Raw genomic sequence first — 19,181 nt, forward strand, 5'->3', positions numbered from 1 at the left:
CTGTTTGTGTGAAGTGATTCACATCTGCCGTGTCAGTGGGAGCGCATTATAGGGAGTTCGCCGGAAGTAGCAAGGGTTAAAATAGAAAAATCTTATCGACCGCTCATTATTTGAACTTTTCGCTTATTCCTCTTCCTACCATTAAAGCCGCCATCCCAGTGTTCATGCGGCCTGCAGCGTAGCTAACTCGAAAATTGGTTTTTGGCAAAAATGTGATTTTTCTCTCTTACCCAACGCCATTATCGCGCCGATGGCGAATTAAGCGCCACTCTTGACCCACGACAAAGCGCCCGCCCAGCCCCCGTTTCTATAATCAGGCCCGTTTCTTCTTACTGGTAATAATCGATGGCTTATCAACTCAACATTAACTGGCCCGAGTTTTTAGAGAAATACTGGCAAAAGCAGCCGGTGGTTTTAAAAAACGCGTTTCCGGACTTCGTCGACCCGATTACCCCGGACGAGCTGGCCGGGTTAGCCATGGAGCCGGAAGTCGACAGCCGGCTGGTCAGTCTGGCCAACGGTAAATGGCAGGCCAGCAATGGACCTTTTGAACATTTCGATGGCCTGGGCGAGACCGGCTGGTCGCTGCTGGCCCAGGCGGTAAACCACTGGCATATGCCGGCCGCCGAGCTGGTGCGACCGTTCCGCGTACTGCCGGACTGGCGTCTGGACGACCTGATGATCTCCTTCTCCGTCCCCGGCGGCGGCGTCGGCCCCCATATCGATCAGTATGACGTCTTTATTATTCAGGGCATGGGCAGCCGCCGCTGGCGCGTGGGCGATAAGCTGCCGATGCGTCAGTTCTGCCCGCATCCCGCGCTGCTGCACGTCGACCCGTTCCCGCCGATTATTGATGAGGATCTGCAGCCGGGCGATATCCTCTATATTCCGCCGGGATTCCCGCACGATGGTATCACCCACGAAACCGCGCTGAACTACTCCGTGGGTTTCCGCGGGCCAAACGGGCGCGACCTGATCAGCAGCTTCGCCGACTATGTGCTGGAGAACGATCTCGGCGGCGAGCACTACAGCGATCCGGACCTCACCTGCCGCGAGCATCCGGGCCGGGTTGAAGAGTATGAACTCGAACGTCTGCGCGGCATGATGATCGACATGATTCGCCAGCCGGAAGACTTCAAGCAGTGGTTCGGCAGTTTCGTCACCACCCCGCGTCACGAGCTGGATATTGCGCCGGCGGAACCACCGTATGAAGAAGAGGAAGTCGTCGATGCGCTGCTGGGCGGCGAAAAACTTTCTCGCCTGAGCGGCCTGCGCGTTCTGCATATTGGCGACAGCTTCTTCGTGCATAGCGAACAGCTGGACACCACCGATGCCGAAGCGCTGGATGCATTATGCCGCTATACCTCATTAGGCCAGGAGGAGCTCGGCAGCGGCCTGCAAAACCCGGCGTTTGTGAGCGAACTGACGCGCCTGATTAATCAAGGCTACTGGTACTTCGAAGAGTAAGCCGCGGTACGACTACGGGCAGCCGCCTGGCGCTGCCCGCTGGCTATCAGCCGTTATTGCGCCTGTTTCGGCAGCACCACAATAAACCGCGTCGAGCGCAGATCGGACTGCGCCGCCACGCTGCCGTGGTGGGCGCTGACGATGGATTTCACAATCGCCAGGCCGATGCCGCTGCCCTCCCCTTTGCGCTGGCGCGAGGGGTCGACGCGATAGAAACGGTCAAACAGCCGCGGCAGATGTTCGGCGGCAATCGGCGTACCGGGGTTCTCCACCACCAGGCGGATCGTCTCCGCGCTTTCGCTCAGCGCGATCGTCACCGCCTGGCCAGCCGGGGTGTAGCGGATCGCGTTCGACAGCAAGTTGCTGATCGCCCGCCGCAGCATCAACGGATCGCCCGTCACCTGGCAGGGGCTGCCGTCAAAGCGCAGCGCTACCGCCTTCTCTTCCGCCCACGCCTCGAAAAACTCAAACACCTTATGCACCTCCTCAGCCAGATCCAGTTCCCGCTGTTCGGGGATCAGCTGGTTGTTATCGGCCTGGGCGAGGAACAGCATATCGCTGACCATCCGCGACATGCGCGAGAACTCTTCGAGATTGGAGTAGAGCACCTCTTCCAGCTCCGGCTGGCTGCGGCTCTGGCTTAAGGCGATTTCGGTTTGCGTCACCAGGTTGGTGATCGGCGTGCGGATCTCATGGGCGATATCGGCGGAGAAGTTCGACTGGCGGGTAAAGACATCCTCCATTCGCTCCAGCATATGGTTAAAGGACAGCGCCAGCCGCTCCAGTTCGATAGGCACCGCCTGCGGGTCGAGGCGCACGTCGAGATCCCGCGAGGTAATATTCTGGATCTGCCGGCTGATCTGGCGGATAGGCTTATGCCCCTGATAGACCACAAACAGCACGATGGCGATGATCAGCAGGCTGATTATCGACGCGGCGGAAATCAGCTTCGCTTTCAGCTCATTAATATAGTGCAGGTGAAAATCGATGGATAAGGCCATCAGCAGATGGTACGCCGGCTTGCCATCCGCCTGCTTGCCCAGCGGCAGCATGATCAGCCGCCAGGCACGGGTCTCCATTTGATGATTATCGTGCGCCATTGCCCGCGGCTGCGGGTCGGTCCATGAAATCACATTCCCGTCGCGCAGCTGCATCGCCAGGCCTGGCGTACTCAGCATATGGCTGAGATCCGGTCCGTTGGGCGACTGGAACAGAATATTGCCCTGCCCATCGTCCAGGCAGATAAAGACGTTGGCGTAGCCCGCAATGATATTCTTCACGATCTCCAGCCGCCGCGCCTGCGGGTAGTCAGCGTGGTCGAGGACCGTCTCCAGGGTGGTGCTGAGCTGCCTGAGATCGTGAACGTCGCGCTCTTCAAAATGCGCCTTCACCGAATGGATCATGATCCAGGTGAAGGCAAAGAAGGCGATGATGGTGGCGAGGCTAATAAAGAAACTCAGCCGGGTGGCCAGGGAAAAGGGGCGCTTAGCGACCATCCGGCACCTCAAGCATATAGCCGACGCCGCGCACAGTCTGGATCAGCTTCGGCTCGAAGTCGTTATCGATTTTGGCGCGCAGCCGCTTCACCGCCACATCTATCGCGTTGGTATCGCTGTCGAAATTCATATCCCACACCTGCGAGGCAATCAGCGAACGCGGCAGCACTTCGCCCTGATGGCGCAGGAAGAACTCCAGCAGAGTGAACTCCTTGCTGGTCAGGGTGATGCGGGTGGCGCCGCGCGTCACCTTACGGCTGACCAGATCGACGCTGAGATCCGCCGCCTGAAACTGGCTTTCGACAATGACCGCCGCCCCGCGACGCAGCAGCGTCCGCACCCGCGCCAGCAGTTCCGCAAAGGCGAACGGCTTCACCAGATAGTCGTCGGCGCCCAGCTCCAGGCCCTTCACCCGATGCTCAATGGTGCCTAACGCGGTAAGCAGCAGGATCGGCATGCCTTTCCCGGCGGCGCGCAGCATGCGCACGATATCCCAGCCGTTCACGTCCGGCAGCATGATGTCGAGGATCAGCAGATCATAGTCGCCGGTCATCGCCAGGTGATAGCCGTTAAGGCCGTTATCGGCCAGGTCGACGACGAAGCCAGCCTCGGTAAGCCCTTTGGTCAGGTACTCCCCGGTTTTCTTCTCATCTTCGACAATCAATATCTTCACCGCCGGCTCCTTCACGCGCGTTCTGTGCGGGTATTCAATTTTAGAGGAGCGCCTCCGGATAGCAATGAAATATCAGGAAAATGACAGCTTTGTCATTTTCCTGTCACGTCCTGAACAGAGGCCGCTACGTAAAGTAGCCGCCATGGATAAATCGTCGAAAACGTCTGCCGCCATGCGCCCAATAACGCTTCTTACCCTCAGCGTGATACTCGCCTTAACCGGCTGTGTCTCGCTCGCTCCGGACTACCAGCGCCCCGCCGCGCCGGTACCGCAGCAGTTCTCTCTCAGCCAGAACAAGCTGGTTCCCGCAACCGCGAGCTATCAGGAGACCGGCTGGCGAACCTTTTTCTTCGACCCGCAGGTGAAAAGCCTGATAGGCACCGCGCTGACCAACAACCGCGATCTGCGGATGGCGACGCTGAAAGTGCAGGAAGCCCGCGCCCAGTATCGGGTGACCGATGCCGACCGCTACCCGCAATTGAACGGTGACGGTAGCACCACCTACGGCGGCAAGCTTAAAGGCGACACCACCACCAGCAGCGATTACGCCGCCGGGCTGAATCTCAACTATGACCTCGACTTCTTTGGCCGGCTGAAAAACCTCAGCGAGGCCGACCGGGAGAACTTCTTCGCCAGCGAAGAGGCACGGCGCGCAGTGCATATCCTGCTGATTGCTAACGTTTCACAAAGCTACTTCAACCAGCGGCTGGCGGCAGCGCAGCTGCAGGTGGCCAACGACACCCTGCAAAACTATCAGCAGTCTTATGCGTTCGTTGAAAAACAGCTGCTGACCGGCAGCACCACCGTCCTGGCGCTGGAGCAGGCGCGGGGGATGATCGAGAGCACCCGCGCCGAGATCGCCAGGCGGCAGGGCCAGCTGGCGCAGGCTAATAACGCTCTGCAGCTGTTGCTCGGTAGTTATCAACATCTGCCGGACGATAGCGCCAGCAGCGCCGTCGACCTGCAAGGCGTAACCCTGCCGCCGTCGCTCTCTTCAGCGATCCTGCTGCAGCGGCCGGATATTTTAGCGGCCGAACACAGCCTGCGGGCGGCCAACGCCAACATCGGCGCCGCGCGGGCGGCCTTCTTCCCGTCGATCACCCTGACCAGCTCGCTCTCCGGCAGCAGCAGCGAGCTCGCCAGCCTGTTTAACGCCGGCAGCGCGATGTGGAACTTCATCCCCAAAATCGACATTCCGATTTTCAACGCCGGGCGCAATCAGGCCAACCTCGATCTGGCGGAGATCCGCCAGCAGCAGCAGGTGGTCAACTACGAGCAAAAAATTCAGTCCGCTTTTAAGGAAGTGGCCGACGCGCTGGCCCTGCGCCAAAGCCTGGCCGATCAGATCGCCGCCCAGGAGCGCTATCTCGCTTCACTCAATATCACCCTGCAGCGCGCCACCGCGCTCTATCGCCACGGCGCGGTCAGCTACATCGAAGTACTGAGCGCCCAGCGCGACATTTTCACCACCCGACAAACCCTGCTGGAACTCAACTATTCCCGTCAGGCAAATGAAATCACCCTGTTCACCGCCCTCGGCGGCGGCTGGATGGAATAACCCGAGGAGTCTTGATTATGAATTCACTGTCTAAAGTCGCCCTGTTCACTCTGATTTCTGGCGCGGTGTTCGCCGCCCAGGCCGCCGACCCGCACGCCGGCATGGCGATGCACGAACAGCCCGCCGCCGCGCAGACGCAAAGCATCAGCGGCAAAGGGGTCATTAAAGCCATTGATATGGATAGCAAAAAAATCACCATTGCCCACGAAGCCATCCCGGCGGTGAACTGGCCGCCGATGACCATGCGCTTCACCATCACCCCGCAGACCCAGCTCAACAATGTGAAGGACGGCGACAGCGTGGACTTCACCTTCGTTCAGCAGGGCAATCTGTCGCTGTTACAGGATATCCGCGCCCACTAATGGCCCGGCGACGGTAGGCTCCTCAACAACTGAATGGACGACACATGGCATCCCTGACACTGAAAAACACGGCGCTGATCCTCGGCAGCATGGCGATCGGCGGCGCGCTCACCGCAGCGCTGTATACCCGGATGGCGCCGCCCCTCGACGCTGCCGCCGCCGCCCCGGCGGCCGAGCAGCAGCGAAAAGTGCTGTTCTGGTACGACCCGATGTACCCGAACACCCGCTTTGATAAACCGGGTAAATCGCCGTTTATGGATATGGACCTGGTGCCGAAATACGCCGATGAGGAGAGTGCCGCCGCCGGTGCGCCGGGGGTGCGTATCGACCCGACGCAGACCCAGAATCTCGGGGTGAAAACCGCCGCCGTCACCCGCGGGCCGCTGCGCTACGCCCAGACCTTCCCGGCCAACATCAGCTACAACGAGTACCAGTACGTGATTATGCAGGCGCGGGCGGCGGGCTTTATCAATAAAGTCTATCCCCTGACCGTCGGCGACAAAGTGCAACAAGGTACGCCGCTGCTGGAACTGACCATCCCGGACTGGGTGGAAGCGCAGAGCGAATACCTGCTATTGCAGGAGACCGGCGGCACCGCCACCCAGGTCGAGGGGATCCTCGAGCGGCTGCGTCTCGCCGGAATGCCGGACGACGATATCCGCCGCCTGAAAGCCACGCGCAAGATCCAGACCCGCTTCACCCTCAAGGCGCCCATCGACGGGGTGATCACCGCCTTCGATCTGCGCGCCGGAATGAACATCGCCAAAGATAACGTGGTGGCGAAAATTCAGGGCATGGACCCGGTGTGGGTCAGCGTGGCGGTCCCCGAGTCCATCGCCTGGCTGATTAAAGACGCCTCGCAGTTCCGCATTCAGGTTCCCGCCTGGCCGGACAAAACCTTCCGCATCAGCAAATGGACGATTCTCCCCAGCGTCGATAGCGCCACCCGCACCCTGCAGCTACGCCTGCAGGTGAACAACCCGGATGAAGCGCTGAAGCCGGGGATGAACGCCTATCTGCAGCTAACCAGTGACAGCGAACCGATGCTGCTGATCCCCTCCAAAGCGCTGATCGACAGCGGCAGCGAGCAGCGGGTGATCACCATGGATAACGAGGGCCGCTTCGTGCCGAAGCAGGTCCAGGTTTTCCATGAATCCAATGGCGTCACGGCCATTCGCAGCGGGCTGAAGGAGGGCGAGAAGGTGGTCGCCAGCGGCCTGTTCCTGATCGACTCGGAAGCCAATATCGCCGGCGCGCTGGAGCGCATGCGCGCGCAGGCCCCTGATGCCGCTGCCGCCCACGCGCACTGAGGAACGGAACAATGATTGAATGGATTATCCGCCGCTCGGTGGCCAACCGCTTCCTGGTGATGATGGGCGCGCTGTTTCTCAGCCTCTGGGGGACCTGGACCATCGTCCACACCCCGGTGGACGCCCTGCCGGATCTCTCCGACGTACAGGTGATCGTCAAAACCAGCTATCCGGGGCAGGCGCCGCAGATTGTCGAAAACCAGGTCACCTGGCCGCTAACCACCACCATGCTGTCGGTGCCCGGCGCCAGAACGGTGCGCGGCTTCTCGCAGTTTGGCGACTCTTATGTGTATGTGATTTTTGAAGACGGCACCGACCCTTACTGGGCGCGCTCGCGGGTGCTGGAGTATCTCAACCAGGTGCAGGGCAAACTGCCCGCCGGAGTCAGCGCCGAAATGGGCCCGGACGCCACCGGCGTCGGCTGGGTCTTCGAGTACGCGCTGGTCGACCGCAGCGGCAAGCACGATCTCGCCGAACTACGCTCCCTGCAGGACTGGTTCTTAAAATATGAGCTGAAAACCATTCCTAACGTCTCGGAAGTGGCGTCGGTGGGCGGCGTGGTCAAGGAGTACCAGATAGTTGTCGACCCGATGAAGCTGACCCAGTACGGCATCAGCCTCGGCGAGGTGAAATCGGCGCTGGACGCCTCTAACCAGGAGGCGGGCGGCTCTTCGGTCGAACTGGCGGAAGCCGAATATATGGTGCGCGCCAGCGGCTATCTGCAGACCCTCGACGACTTCAAAAACATTGTACTGAAAACCGGCGATAACGGCGTGCCGGTCTATCTCGGCGACGTCGCGCGGGTGCAGGTCGGCCCGGAGATGCGCCGCGGCATTGCCGAACTGAACGGCGAAGGCGAAGTGGCCGGCGGCGTGGTGATCCTGCGCTCCGGCAAGAACGCCCGGGAAGCGATCTCGGCGGTCAAAGAAAAACTGGCGTCGCTGCAAAGCAGCCTGCCGGAAGGGATTGAAGTGGTCACCACCTACGACCGCAGCCAGCTTATCGACCGCGCCATCGATAACCTCAGCCACAAGCTGCTGGAAGAGTTTATCGTCGTCGCCCTGGTCTGCGCCCTGTTCCTGTGGCACGTGCGCTCGGCGCTGGTGGCGATTATCTCCCTGCCGCTCGGCCTGTGCTTCGCCTTTATCATGATGCATTTCCAGGGGCTCAACGCCAACATCATGTCGCTGGGCGGGATCGCCATTGCGGTGGGGGCGATGGTCGATGCCGCCATTGTGATGATTGAGAACGCCCACAAGCGGCTGGAGGAGTGGACGCATCAGCATCCGGGAGAGAAGCTCGGCAACGACAGGCGCTGGAAAATCATTACCGATGCCTCGGTGGAGGTTGGCCCGGCGCTGTTTATCAGCCTGCTGATCATCACCCTGTCGTTTATCCCCATTTTCACCCTCGAAGGCCAGGAGGGCAAACTGTTCGGTCCGCTGGCCTTCACCAAAACCTGGTCGATGGCCGGAGCGGCGCTGCTGGCGATCATGGTGATCCCGATCCTGATGGGCTTCTGGATCCGCGGCAGGATCCCGGCGGAGAGCAGCAACCCGCTGAACCGCTTTTTGATCCGCATTTACCATCCGCTGCTGCTGAAGGTCCTGCACTGGCCGAAGACCACCCTGCTGATCGCGCTCCTGTCGATCCTGACGGTTGTCTGGCCGCTTAACCGGGTCGGCGGCGAGTTTCTGCCGCAGATCAACGAGGGCGATCTGCTGTATATGCCGTCAACACTGCCCGGGATCTCCGCCTCGCAGGCGGCGGATATGCTGCAGAAGACCGACAAGCTGATCATGACGGTGCCGGAGGTGGCGCGGGTGTTCGGCAAAACGGGTAAGGCAGACACCGCTACCGACTCAGCGCCGCTGGAGATGGTGGAGACCACCATTCAGCTTAAACCGCAGGATCAATGGCGGCCGGGGATGACCATGGAGAAGATCGTCGACGAACTGGACAAGACCGTGCGCCTGCCGGGGCTGGCGAACCTGTGGGTACCGCCGATCCGCAACCGCATCGACATGCTCTCCACCGGCATCAAGAGCCCGATCGGCATTAAAGTTTCCGGCACTAACCTGGCCGATATCGACGCCATCGCCGGGCAAATTGAGGGGGTGGCGCGCAGCGTGCCGGGCGTGACCTCGGCGTTAGCCGAGCGGCTGGTGGGCGGGCGCTACCTCGACATTGATATTCAGCGTGAGAAGGCGGCCCGCTACGGGATGACCGTCGGCGACGTGCAGCTGTTCGTCTCGTCCGCTATCGGCGGGGCGATGGTCGGCGAAACGGTGGAGGGCGTCGAGCGCTATCCGATCAACATCCGCTATCCGCAGAGCTACCGCGACAGCCCGCAGACCCTGCGCCAGCTGCCGATCCTCACCCCGCTGAAGCAGCAGATCGTCCTCGGCGACGTCGCCGAGGTGAAGGTGGTCAGCGGGCCATCGATGCTGAAGACCGAGAACGCCCGCCCCACCAGCTGGATCTACATCGACGCCCGCGACCGTGACATGGTGTCGGTGGTGCACGATCTGCAGCAGGCCATCGGCAAGGAGGTGAAGCTGAAGCCGGGCATCAGCGTGTCGTATTCCGGGCAGTTTGAGCTGCTGGAGCGCGCCAATCAGAAGCTGAAGCTGATGGTGCCGATGACGCTGATGATTATCTTTGTGCTGCTGTACCTGGCGTTCCGCCGCGTCGGCGAGGCGCTGCTGATCATCGCCAGCGTGCCGTTCGCCCTTGTGGGCGGGATCTGGTTCCTCTACTGGATGGGCTTCCATCTGTCGGTGGCCACCGGCACCGGCTTTATCGCCCTGGCCGGCGTGGCCGCGGAGTTTGGCGTGGTGATGCTGATGTACCTGCGCCACGCCATCGAGGCGGAGCCGGCGCTGGAGAACCCGCAGACCTTCAGCTCCGGGAAGCTCGACGAGGCGCTGTATCAGGGGGCAGTACTGCGCGTGCGGCCGAAGGCGATGACCGTGGCGGTGATTATCGCCGGCCTGCTGCCGATTTTGTGGGGCACCGGCGCCGGGTCGGAGGTGATGAGCCGCATCGCCGCGCCGATGATTGGCGGAATGATCACCGCCCCGCTGCTGTCGCTGTTTATTATTCCGGCGGCGTATAAGCTGATGTGGCTGTCCCGGCATCGGGACAAGCGCGGCCGCTAGCCCACCGCGTTTACGCCGGTCCGGGAAATTGGCTATAGTGGCGCCATTCTTCTGGCCGGCGTGAACGTCCCTATGAATCTGAACCTGGTATGTTATTCCCTGCTGCTGCTCACCGCTGTGGGCAGCGCCCTGCTCCCCTACCCGCTGGCGATGTGGTTTTTACTGAGCAGCCTTCTGACATGGCTTATCTATGGCGCCGACAAGCTGGCGGCGCGCAAAGCCTGGCGACGGGTGCCGGAAACCACGCTGCTGGTGCTCGGCCTGGCGGGAGGCTGGCCGGGGGCGATCTTCGGCCAGCAGTGTTTTCGCCATAAAACGCAAAAGCAGCCCTTCCGGACGTGGTTTTTCATCAGCGTGGCGCTGAACGTGGCGGCGCTGGCCGGGCTGTATGCGGTTTACTCTGGCATGCTCAGTCGCTAAGGGGCGAGGCTAGCGCGGCGTCTGGCGGATCCACACCAGTCGATCGACGTCAAAGCCCAGTTCGCGCGCGGTATTCAGGTAATCCTGCTTCACCGCCGCCGGAATGGTGGGGGTACGCGACAGGATCCACAGATAGTCGCGGTTGGGGCCGCTGACCAGCGCATACTGGTAGTCGTCGTCCAGACGGATCACGTTATAGCCGCCGTAGAACGGCCCGAAGAACGACACCTTCAGCGCCGCTGTCGTGGGGGCGCCGGTGAAATAGGCTTTCCCGTCGCTCTCATTCCAGCGTTTTTTGACCGGGTCATAACCGCGATTGACGACGCTGATCCCCCCGTCGCTGCGGGCGCCGTAGGTGGCGGTCACCTGCTCCAGGCCTCGCTCGAAGCGATTCTCCAGGCGGGCGACCTCATACCATTTCCCGAGGTAACGGCTGGCGTCAAACCCGCTAATCGGCTGAACGCCCTTCGGCGGGGTGGGCGATTTGCAGGCCACCAGGGTCAACGCGATAGCGACGCCAGTGACAACAGGCCATAGCTTCATGAGAACTCCTTTCATTTACGCGGTTGGGAAAAGTGTAGTGCAAAGCCGCTACACTTCACGCCAGCCGACGTGATTCGTAGTATATTGAGAATATTCTTTGTTAACAGGTGGCCTCCATGCCTTACTCCATCGGCGAATTTGCCCGACTTTGCGGGATAAATGCGACCACGCTTCGCGCCTGGCAGCGCCGCTATGGCCTGCTCAAGCCGCTGCGCACCGATGGTGGACACCGTCTGTACAGCGATGACGACGTCCAGCAGGCGCTTAAAATCCTCGACTGGGTGAAAAAAGGGGTGCCGGTCAGCCAGGTGAAGCCCCTGCTGTCGCGCCCCGGCGCCCGGCGCACCAACAACTGGCTGACGCTGCAGGAGACCATGCTGCAGCGGCTGAAAGAGGGAAAAATCGAGTCCCTGCGCCAGCTGATCTACGATGCCGGCCGCGAATATCCGCGCCAGGAGCTGGTGACCGAGGTGCTGCGTCCGCTGCGCAGCCAGGTCTCCGCCAACGTACCGGCCATCATGACCCTGCGCGAAATCCTCGACGGCATCATCATCGCCTACACCTCGTTTTGCCTCGAAGGCGACAAGAAGGCGCCCGGGGACAACTTTCTGATCACCGGCTGGCACCTGACCGACGCCTGCGAAATCTGGCTTGAAGCGCTCAAACGCACCGGCCAGGGCCATCGCATCGACGTCCTGCCGGTGCCTCCCGCCGCCCTGGCGCCGGAGATTTTCCCCCAGCGCAACTGGCTGCTGGTCACCAGCGGCAAACTCTCCGCAGCTCGTCAGAGGCAGGTCGAACTCTGGCAGCAGCAGGTCGTCTCCCTCGAGGTGATCCCGCTCTAACCCCCGGTTTTCACTTCCCCCCACTCTCTGTTCCGCCTGCGCCCGGCGGCGCGGCGGGCGCACGTTTGCCCTTCGTGCAACCCGCGATTTTCACCCTTTAAAACACTAATCATAAAAACCTGATTTTAAACATAAATAAAATATATTTTTCCACAAACTTGGACAAATAATTTTATTTGTGTAAGTTTTAAGTATGCCATTACGCCACCGTGTTTAGCCAGGATGTGATCCATGAGCACCACGCCGTCCGTCATTCGTCGTTTCGTTGAGTACTACGCCGGGCTGGATGCGCAGCCGCCCACGGCGCTGGCCGCGCTGTACCATCCGGACGCGACGCTGAGCGATCCTTTTGGCCAGCACCAGGGGCTGTTCGCCATCCAGCGCTACTTTACCCATCTGCTGGCCAACGTGGAGCAGTGCCGGTTCACCATCGACGCGCCGCTCTGCGACGGTCAGCGGTTCGCCGTAACCTGGACCATGCACTGGTCGCATCCGCGTATTGCCGGCGGAGAAACCCTGGCCCTGCCGGGCTGCTCGGTGGTGGACATCGCCGGGGAGCAGGTTCTCCACCAGCGCGACTACTACGACGCCGGGGAGATGATCTACGAGCATCTTCCCCTGCTGGGCTGGGCGGTACGCGGCGTGAAGCGGAGGGTGCGCTCATGATGACGGTGCTTATCACTGGCGCCAGCTCCGGGATCGGCGCCGGCCTGGCGAAATCCTACGCGGCGGATGGCCACCTGGTCATCGCCTGCGGGCGCGATGCTTCGCGCCTGACGGCGCTGCAGCAGTTCAGCCCCAACATCAGCGCGCGCCTGTTCGATATGACAGACAGGGACGCCTGTCGCCAGGCGCTGACGGGCTGTTTTGCCGACCTGATCATTCTCTGCGCCGGCACCTGCGAATACCTCGACCACGGGCAGGTGGATGCCGCCCTCGTGGAGCGGGTGATGGCCACCAACTTCCTCGGGCCGGTGAACTGCCTGGCGGCGCTGCAGACGCAGCTGGAGGCAGGCGATCGGGTGGTGCTGGTCAGCTCCATGGCGCACTGGCTGCCCTTCCCGCGCGCGGAAGCCTATGGCGCCTCCAAGGCGGCGCTGACCTGGTTTGCCAATAGCCTGCGTCTGGACTGGGAGCCGAAAGGGGTCGCCGTCACGGTGGTCTCTCCAGGCTTCGTCGACACCCCGCTGACGCGCAAAAACGACTTTGCCATGCCCGGCCGGGTGAGCGTCGATCGGGCGGTGGCGGCGATCCGCCACGGCCTGGCGAAGGGCAAAAACCACATCGCCTTCCCCACCGGCTTCAGCCTGGCCCTGCGGCTGCTGGCCAGCCTGCCGTCAGGTATACAGCGCCTGCTGTTGCGCAGGATGGTGCGCTCATGAACATCGCCATCATCGGCAGCGGCATCGCCGGGCTGACCTGCGCCTGGCGGCTGGCCGGACACCATCAGGTGACGCTGTTCGAAGCGGGCGCCGCGCCGGGCGGCCACACCGCCACCGTGGATGTCGCCACGCCGCAGGGCACCTGGGCCATCGATACCGGATTTATTGTCTACAACGATCGCACCTATCCGCGCTTTATGGGCCTGCTCAGCGAGCTGGGGATCGACGGGCAAAAAACGCAGATGAGCTTCTCGGTCCACAACCCGGCCAGCGGCCTGGAGTACAACGGCCACAGCCTGACCTCGCTCTTCGCCCAGCGGCGCAATCTGCTGAAGCCGGCCTTCTGGGGGCTGCTGAGCGAGATCGTCCGCTTCAACCGGCTGGCGAAACTGGCGCTGACCGAGGCGCTGGATCCGGGGGCGACGCTGGAGAGCTTCCTCGCCCGCCATCGCTTCAGCCCCTTCTTCGCCCGCCACTATATCCTGCCGATGGGGGCGGCCATCTGGTCGTCGTCGCTGCAGGAGATGCGCCGCTTCCCGCTGCCGCTGTTTTTGCGCTTCTTTGAACACCACGGCCTGCTGGACATTCGCGATCGCCCGCAGTGGTACGTGGTGCCCGGCGGTTCCCGGGAATACGTTCGCGCCCTGCTCGCCAGGCTCGGCGACCGCCTGGACCTGCGGCTCAACGCGCCGGTGCAGCAGGTGGAGCGCCACCCGACAGGGGTTACCCTGCGGCTGGCGTCCGGGAAGGCGCATTTTGACCAGGTGATCTTCGCCTGCCACTCCGCGCAGGCGCTGGCGATGCTGGCGGCACCCACCGACGCCGAACGCGAAGTTCTCGGGGACATCGGCTGGCAGCGCAACGAGGTGGTGCTGCACAGCGATCCGCGCTGGCTGCCGGCGCGTCAGCGCGCCTGGGCCAGCTGGAACTATCGCCTGAGCGACGGGGATCGGGCACGGGCCTGCGTCACTTACAACATGAATATTCTCCAGGGGCTGCCCGCGGGCGCGCCGCTGTTCTGCGTCACCTTGAACCCGGACGCGCCGGTGGACGAGCGCTACGTCTGGCAGCGCTTCGTCTATGAGCATCCGCTGTTTAACCCGCAAAGCTGGTCGGCCCAGCTGCGGCGCGACGAGATTAACGGCCAGCAGCGGAGCTGGTACTGCGGGGCCTACTGGTACAACGGCTTTCATGAGGACGGGGTGCGCAGCGCGCTCGACGTGGTGCAGGGCATCGCCGCGGCGGAGGGCAACTGAAATGAACAGCTGCCTCTATCAGGGCGTCCTGCGCCACCGTCGCCTGCAGCCGAAGGCGCACCACTTCGTCTACCGCCTGTTTATGGCCTGGCTCGACCTCGACGAACTGGACAGGCTGCCTGAGGCGGGCATCCGTCGCAACCGCCTGGCCGCCGCCGCCTGGTACGACGCCGATTATCCGCTGGGCGCGCCGCTGAAGGCTCAGGCGCTGAACCGGCTGGAGAGCCTGACCGGTTGCCGCCCGGCGGGACGCGTGATGCTCCTGACCCAGCTGCGCTACTTCGGCTTCCATTTTAATCCGGTCAACTTTTACTACTGCTATGACGAGGCCGACACCCTGCGCTGGGTGCTGGCCGAAGTGCGCAACACGCCGTGGAATGAGCGTCATTACTACGCGGTGGACGGCCAGCAGGCGCGCCCGCTGGAGAAAGCCTTTCACGTTTCGCCGTTTAACCCGATGGACATGGTCTATCACTGGCGCTTCAACGCGCCCGGCAAAACGCTGCACATGCATATTGAAAACCATCAGGCCAGCAAGGTGTTCGACGCCACGCTGGCCCTGAGCCGCGTGCCGTTAACCCGCGCCAACCTGCGCGGGCTGCTGCTGCGTCTGCCGATGATGACCCTGAAAACCGTCCTCGCCATCTACTGGCAGGCGCTGCGGCTGTGGCTGAAGCGCGTGCCGCTGTACAACCATCCTGTCAGCAGGAGTGAACGCTCATGACCGATCCCGTCTTTGCGCTTGAACCCGATGTGCCGCGCAACGTGCGGCTCGCGCGCTGGCTGCTCTTTCGTCTGTTGAGCGGCCTCCGCGAAGGCTCGCTCACCGTGCGCGAAGGGGCGCAGACTTTTCATTTTGGCGACCCCGCCGCTGCGCTGCGCGCCGAGGCGCGGGTCTGCACGCCGGAGGTGTACTGGCGCCTGCTGACCGGCGGCAGCCTGGCGGCGGCCGAGGCCTGGATGGACGGCGACTGGGAGAGCCACCAGCTGACGGCGCTGCTGCAGATCCTTGCGCGCAACGGCGAGGTGCTGGGGCGTCTGGAGCGCGGCTTTCGTCTGCTGGGCAAGCCCGTCGCCCGCCTGCGCCACTGGACCCGCCGCAACACCCGCGCTCAGGCGCGGGAGAACATCGCCGCCCACTACGACCTCGGCAACGAATTTTATGCCCACTTTCTGGATGACGATCTGCTCTACTCCAGCGCGCTGTTTGCCGACGACCAGCAGGATCTGACCCAGGCCCAGCGGGCCAAGATGGCGCGCCTGTGCGACCAGCTGGCGCTCACTCCCGGCGATCATCTGCTGGAGATTGGCACCGGCTGGGGGGCGCTGGCCGAGTACGCCGCCCGCCATTACGGCTGCCGGGTCACCACCACCACCCTCTCCCGTGAGCAGCACCGCTGGGCTACCGAGCGCATGGCCCGCGCCGGGCTGCAGGATCGCGTCGAGGTGCTGCTCTGCGACTACCGCGATCTGCGCGGCGAGTACGACAAACTGGTGTCGGTGGAGATGATTGAGGCGGTGGGCCAGCGCTACCTGCCAGCCTTTTTCCGCACCTGCCAGGCGCGCCTGCGCCCGGGCGGCAAAATGGCCCTGCAGGCGATCACCATCCAGGATCAGCGCTATCGCGAGTACAGCAAAAGCGTCGATTTTATCCAGCGCTACATCTTCCCGGGCGGCTTTTTGCCCAGCATCACGGCAATGAGCGAGCTGATGACCCGCCATACCGATTTTGTGGTGCGCAACCTGTTCGACATGGGCCCGGACTATGCCCGCACCCTGGCGCACTGGCGGCAGCGTTTTACCCACGCCTGGCAGGATATTGAAAAGCTCGGCTTTGATGAGCGCTTCCGCCGGATGTGGCTCTACTACTTCGGCTACTGCGAAGCCGGATTTAACGCCCGCACCATCAGCGTGGTGCAGCTCACCGCGGAGCGGGTATGACACGCCCGGCGCAGCACCTGCTGATGGCCCTCGCGTTCGATGTTTACTGGACGCTGGTGGTGATGTTGCGCGAGCGCGGCCTGCTGATCTGGCTGACGCTGGCGCTGTTCGCCTGGCTGCGGTTGCCGGCGGCCAGTCGTCCGCCCGCTCTGCTGCTGGCCGCGGCGGGCTGCGGGCTGGACGCCTGCTGGGCGCTGGCGGGGCTGATTGATTTTCCCGGCGACAGCCTGCTGCCCCTGTGGATGGTGGCCCTGTGGCTGATGTTCGCCGTCGTCTGGACCCGGCTGACCCGCACCACGACGCTTCCCGGCTGGGTGCTGGCCGCGGCGGCCACCGTCGGCGGCCCGGTGGCCTACCTGATCGGCGCTCGCCTCGGAGCCATGACCCTGCTGGTACCGACGGCGCTTGCCGTGGCCGCCATGGCCTGCGGCTGGCTGGTGCTCATGCTGTTGTTCCATCTGGGGATGGGGAGGCAAAAATGAGATTCGCCCTGTTACTGCTGTGGCTGAGCGCCCTCGCCCCGGCGGCCCACGCCGCCGACTGGCTGACGTGGCGCCGCGTCGGCGAGGCGACCCTCACCTGGGGGCCGTTCACCGTCTATCACTCACAGCTGCGCACGCCCAATGGCCGGTATGCCGGCCCGCAGCAGGATCGGGCGCTGATCATCACCTACCGGCGCGACATCGATCGCGAGGCGCTGGTGGAGGCCACCCGCGACCAGTGGCAAGCGCAGGGCATTCTGCAGCAGGAGCCGCGCAGCGAAGCCTGGCTGCGCATGCTGCAGGGGATCTGGCCGGACGTTGCGTCGGGCAGCCAGCTGGCGTTCGTGGTCAGCGGCGGCGAGGGGCAGTTCTGGTACCGCGCCAGCGCCGCGCAGACCGCCTTTACCCCGCTCGGCCCGCGCCAGTCGGCGGCGTTCAGCACCCGCTTTCTCGCCATCTGGCTCGATCCCAGCACCACTTATCCCGAACTGCGTCAGCAGTTGATCGGAGGTACACCATGAAACGCATTCTGACCCGTGGCCTGGCGCTGCTGATGCTGATGCTCGCCGGCTGCAGCACCGAGGTCACCGAGTACCGGCAGCAGCAGCCCGCCCTCGACATCTTCCACTATTTTCAGGGCCAAACCGAGGCGTGGGGGATGGTGCAGGATCGCCGCGGCAAACAGCTGCGCCGCTTCCATGTAGCGATCGATGGCGACGTCGTCGGCGACACCCTGACGCTCCATGAGCGCTTTGTCTATGACGATGGCGAGAAACAGCAGCGGGTGTGGCGCATTCGCCGCACCGGCGATAACCGTTATCAGGGCACCGCCGGGGATATCGAAGGCGTGGCCAGCGGCCAGGCGGCAGGCAATGCCTTTCACTGGCGCTACAGCATGAACGTCGAGGCCAGCGGCAGCCGGTGGCTGTTGCACTTTGACGACTGGATGTTCCTGCAGGACGGCAGCCATTTGTTTAACAAAACCGAGATGAAGAAATTCGGCATTACGGTGGCCACCGTGACCCTTTTCTTTACCCGAACCACAGCAGAAGAGAGGACAGCGCCATGAACACGCAACCTGTCATTGGGATCAGCGGATGTTTAACCGGCTCAGCCGTGCGATTCGACGGCGGGCATAAGCGTATGGGCTTTGTGATGGATGAGCTCGCGCAGTGGGTGGCGTTTAAGCCCGTCTGCCCGGAGATGGCGATCGGCCTGCCCGTTCCCCGCCCGGCGCTCCGGCTGGTGCAGACCCCGGTCGGGGAGATCCGCATGCGCTTCAGCCACGCCCCGCACGAGGATGTGACGGAGAAGATGGCCGATTTCGCCAACGCCCATCTGGCAACCCTGGGCGAGCTGTCGGGCTTTATCGTCTGCGCCAAATCGCCGAGCTGCGGGATGGAGCGCGTGCGGCTGTATGATGAAAAAGGCAATCGCGGGCGTAAGGAAGGCGTGGGGCTGTTTACCGGCGCCCTGATGGCGCGCTACCCGTGGCTGCCGGTGGAAGAGGATGGCCGGCTGCACGATCCGCTGCTGCGGGAGAATTTTGTCGAGCGCGTCTTCGCCCTGCATGAACTCAACGCCCTGCGCGCCCGCGGCCTGACCCGCCACGGCCTGCTGGCCTTTCATAGCCGCTACAAGCTGCAGCTGCTGGCTCACCACCAGGCGGGCTACCGCGAGATCGGCCCGTTCGTCGCCTCGCTGCATGAATGGGAGGATCTGGAGGCTTTCTTCGAGGTCTACCGCGAGAAGCTGATGGCGATCCTCAAGCGGCCCGCCTCGCGGAAAAACCACACCAACGTGCTGATGCATATTCAGGGTTATTTCCGCGACCAGCTGAACAGCCGCCAGCGCGGCGAGCTGCGGGAGGTGATCCTCAACTATCGCGCCGGGCTGCTGCCGATCCTCGCGCCGCTGACGCTGCTTAAGCACTATCTGGCCGAGTATCCGGATCGCTACCTGCAGGCGCAGAACTATTTTGACCCCTACCCGCAGGATCTTGCCCTGCGCCTGACGGTGAACTGAGCGAACCTGGGCCAGCTGCCCGGCGGCGCTGCGCTTGCGCGGGCCTACGGGGGGGTATCCCGTAGTTCTCCTCAGGAACGTAGGCCGGATAAGGCATTTATGCCGCCATCCGGCACTACCGCGGGTGCGGCGCCTGACCGCCCGGCGGCACTGCGCTTGCGCGGGCCTGGGAGGGGATCCCGCAGGCCTCCTCAGGAACGTAGGTCGGATAAGGCATTTATGCCGCCATCCGGCACTACCGCGGGTGCGGCGCCTGACCG

19 protein-coding genes are annotated in these 19,181 nt (G+C 62.9%); 16 read left to right on the top strand and 3 right to left on the bottom strand.

Annotated elements, in window-relative coordinates:
- Window positions 1-345 precede the first annotated feature (345 nt).
- Window positions 346-1,467 carry a cupin domain-containing protein gene (locus tag ABLV52_RS02370; protein ID WP_023291817.1) on the top strand — a complete coding sequence of 374 codons (1,122 nt, stop codon included), beginning with the start codon at window positions 346-348 and terminating at the stop codon, window positions 1,465-1,467.
- Window positions 1,468-1,520: 53 nt separating this feature from the next.
- Here ABLV52_RS02370 and ABLV52_RS02375 read toward each other — a convergent pair whose 3' ends face one another.
- Together ABLV52_RS02375 and cusR are read right to left on the bottom strand one after the other, a co-directional pair.
- A complete protein-coding gene (locus ABLV52_RS02375) occupies window positions 1,521-2,963 on the bottom strand; it encodes a Cu(+)/Ag(+) sensor histidine kinase (protein ID WP_223064048.1) in 1,443 nt (480 codons plus the stop codon).
- A complete protein-coding gene (gene cusR, locus ABLV52_RS02380) occupies window positions 2,953-3,636 on the bottom strand; it encodes a copper response regulator transcription factor CusR (protein WP_004206716.1) in 684 nt (227 codons plus the stop codon). Before cusR ends, ABLV52_RS02375 begins: the two co-directional genes overlap by 11 nt.
- 172 nt (window positions 3,637-3,808) lie before the next feature.
- On the opposite strand from cusR, the gene ABLV52_RS02385 reads away from it, so the two are divergent.
- The 5 genes from ABLV52_RS02385 (at window position 3,809) to ABLV52_RS02405 (ending at window position 10,447) form a co-directional block, all read left to right on the top strand.
- Window positions 3,809-5,194, top strand: a complete 1,386-nt coding sequence (locus ABLV52_RS02385; protein WP_348889954.1) for an efflux transporter outer membrane subunit — start codon at window positions 3,809-3,811, stop codon at window positions 5,192-5,194.
- A gap of 17 nt (window positions 5,195-5,211) precedes the next feature.
- On the top strand, window positions 5,212-5,556 hold the full coding sequence (gene cusF / locus ABLV52_RS02390; protein ID WP_023291814.1) for a cation efflux system protein CusF: 345 nt from the start codon (window positions 5,212-5,214) through the stop codon (window positions 5,554-5,556).
- A 44-nt stretch (window positions 5,557-5,600) separates the two neighbouring features.
- Window positions 5,601-6,866, top strand: coding sequence for an efflux RND transporter periplasmic adaptor subunit (locus ABLV52_RS02395; RefSeq protein ID WP_105491433.1), 1,266 nt, complete (start codon window positions 5,601-5,603; stop codon window positions 6,864-6,866).
- An 11-nt stretch (window positions 6,867-6,877) separates the two neighbouring features.
- A complete protein-coding gene (locus ABLV52_RS02400; RefSeq protein ID WP_348889949.1) occupies window positions 6,878-10,027 on the top strand; it encodes a CusA/CzcA family heavy metal efflux RND transporter in 3,150 nt (1,049 codons plus the stop codon).
- Between the two features lie 72 nt (window positions 10,028-10,099).
- Window positions 10,100-10,447 carry a DUF1294 domain-containing protein gene (locus tag ABLV52_RS02405; RefSeq protein WP_348889950.1) on the top strand — a complete coding sequence of 116 codons (348 nt, stop codon included), beginning with the start codon at window positions 10,100-10,102 and terminating at the stop codon, window positions 10,445-10,447.
- A 9-nt stretch (window positions 10,448-10,456) separates the two neighbouring features.
- On the opposite strand, the gene ABLV52_RS02410 is transcribed toward ABLV52_RS02405, so the two are convergent.
- On the bottom strand, window positions 10,457-10,990 hold the full coding sequence (locus tag ABLV52_RS02410) for a lipocalin family protein (protein WP_002887259.1): 534 nt from the start codon (window positions 10,988-10,990) through the stop codon (window positions 10,457-10,459).
- A 116-nt stretch (window positions 10,991-11,106) separates the two neighbouring features.
- Here ABLV52_RS02410 and ABLV52_RS02415 point away from each other — a divergent pair, with 116 nt between their 5' ends.
- From ABLV52_RS02415 to ABLV52_RS02460, 10 genes are all read left to right on the top strand, one after another.
- Window positions 11,107-11,835 (top strand): MerR family transcriptional regulator, encoded by a 729-nt coding sequence (locus ABLV52_RS02415; RefSeq protein WP_002887258.1) that lies wholly within the window; start codon window positions 11,107-11,109, stop codon window positions 11,833-11,835.
- A 231-nt stretch (window positions 11,836-12,066) separates the two neighbouring features.
- A complete protein-coding gene (locus tag ABLV52_RS02420) occupies window positions 12,067-12,501 on the top strand; it encodes a nuclear transport factor 2 family protein (RefSeq protein ID WP_023291810.1) in 435 nt (144 codons plus the stop codon).
- Complete coding sequence (locus ABLV52_RS02425; RefSeq protein WP_023291809.1) at window positions 12,498-13,217, top strand: SDR family NAD(P)-dependent oxidoreductase; 720 nt, start codon at window positions 12,498-12,500, stop codon at window positions 13,215-13,217. The genes ABLV52_RS02420 and ABLV52_RS02425 overlap by 4 nt, the downstream gene beginning before the upstream one ends.
- On the top strand, window positions 13,214-14,473 hold the full coding sequence (locus ABLV52_RS02430; protein WP_348889951.1) for an FAD-dependent oxidoreductase: 1,260 nt from the start codon (window positions 13,214-13,216) through the stop codon (window positions 14,471-14,473). Before ABLV52_RS02425 ends, ABLV52_RS02430 begins: the two co-directional genes overlap by 4 nt.
- Before the next feature lies 1 nt (window position 14,474).
- On the top strand, window positions 14,475-15,197 hold the full coding sequence (locus tag ABLV52_RS02435; RefSeq protein ID WP_004888758.1) for a DUF1365 domain-containing protein: 723 nt from the start codon (window positions 14,475-14,477) through the stop codon (window positions 15,195-15,197).
- Window positions 15,194-16,414, top strand: coding sequence for a cyclopropane-fatty-acyl-phospholipid synthase family protein (locus tag ABLV52_RS02440; protein ID WP_348889952.1), 1,221 nt, complete (start codon window positions 15,194-15,196; stop codon window positions 16,412-16,414). Before ABLV52_RS02435 ends, ABLV52_RS02440 begins: the two co-directional genes overlap by 4 nt.
- Entirely contained in the window at window positions 16,411-16,896 is a 486-nt protein-coding gene (locus ABLV52_RS02445) for a DUF2878 domain-containing protein (protein WP_023291806.1), read from the top strand. The genes ABLV52_RS02440 and ABLV52_RS02445 overlap by 4 nt, the downstream gene beginning before the upstream one ends.
- Complete coding sequence (locus ABLV52_RS02450) at window positions 16,893-17,417, top strand: hypothetical protein (protein WP_348889953.1); 525 nt, start codon at window positions 16,893-16,895, stop codon at window positions 17,415-17,417. The genes ABLV52_RS02445 and ABLV52_RS02450 overlap by 4 nt, the downstream gene beginning before the upstream one ends.
- Window positions 17,414-17,965 carry a DUF3833 domain-containing protein gene (locus ABLV52_RS02455; protein ID WP_065884082.1) on the top strand — a complete coding sequence of 184 codons (552 nt, stop codon included), beginning with the start codon at window positions 17,414-17,416 and terminating at the stop codon, window positions 17,963-17,965. The genes ABLV52_RS02450 and ABLV52_RS02455 overlap by 4 nt, the downstream gene beginning before the upstream one ends.
- Window positions 17,962-18,921, top strand: coding sequence for a DUF523 and DUF1722 domain-containing protein (locus tag ABLV52_RS02460; RefSeq protein WP_004206730.1), 960 nt, complete (start codon window positions 17,962-17,964; stop codon window positions 18,919-18,921). Before ABLV52_RS02455 ends, ABLV52_RS02460 begins: the two co-directional genes overlap by 4 nt.
- The last annotated feature ends 260 nt before the right edge of the window (window positions 18,922-19,181 follow it).

This window comes from Klebsiella sp. GB_Kp056 (assembly GCF_040064755.1).
Taxonomy (GTDB): domain Bacteria; phylum Pseudomonadota; class Gammaproteobacteria; order Enterobacterales; family Enterobacteriaceae; genus Klebsiella; species Klebsiella quasipneumoniae.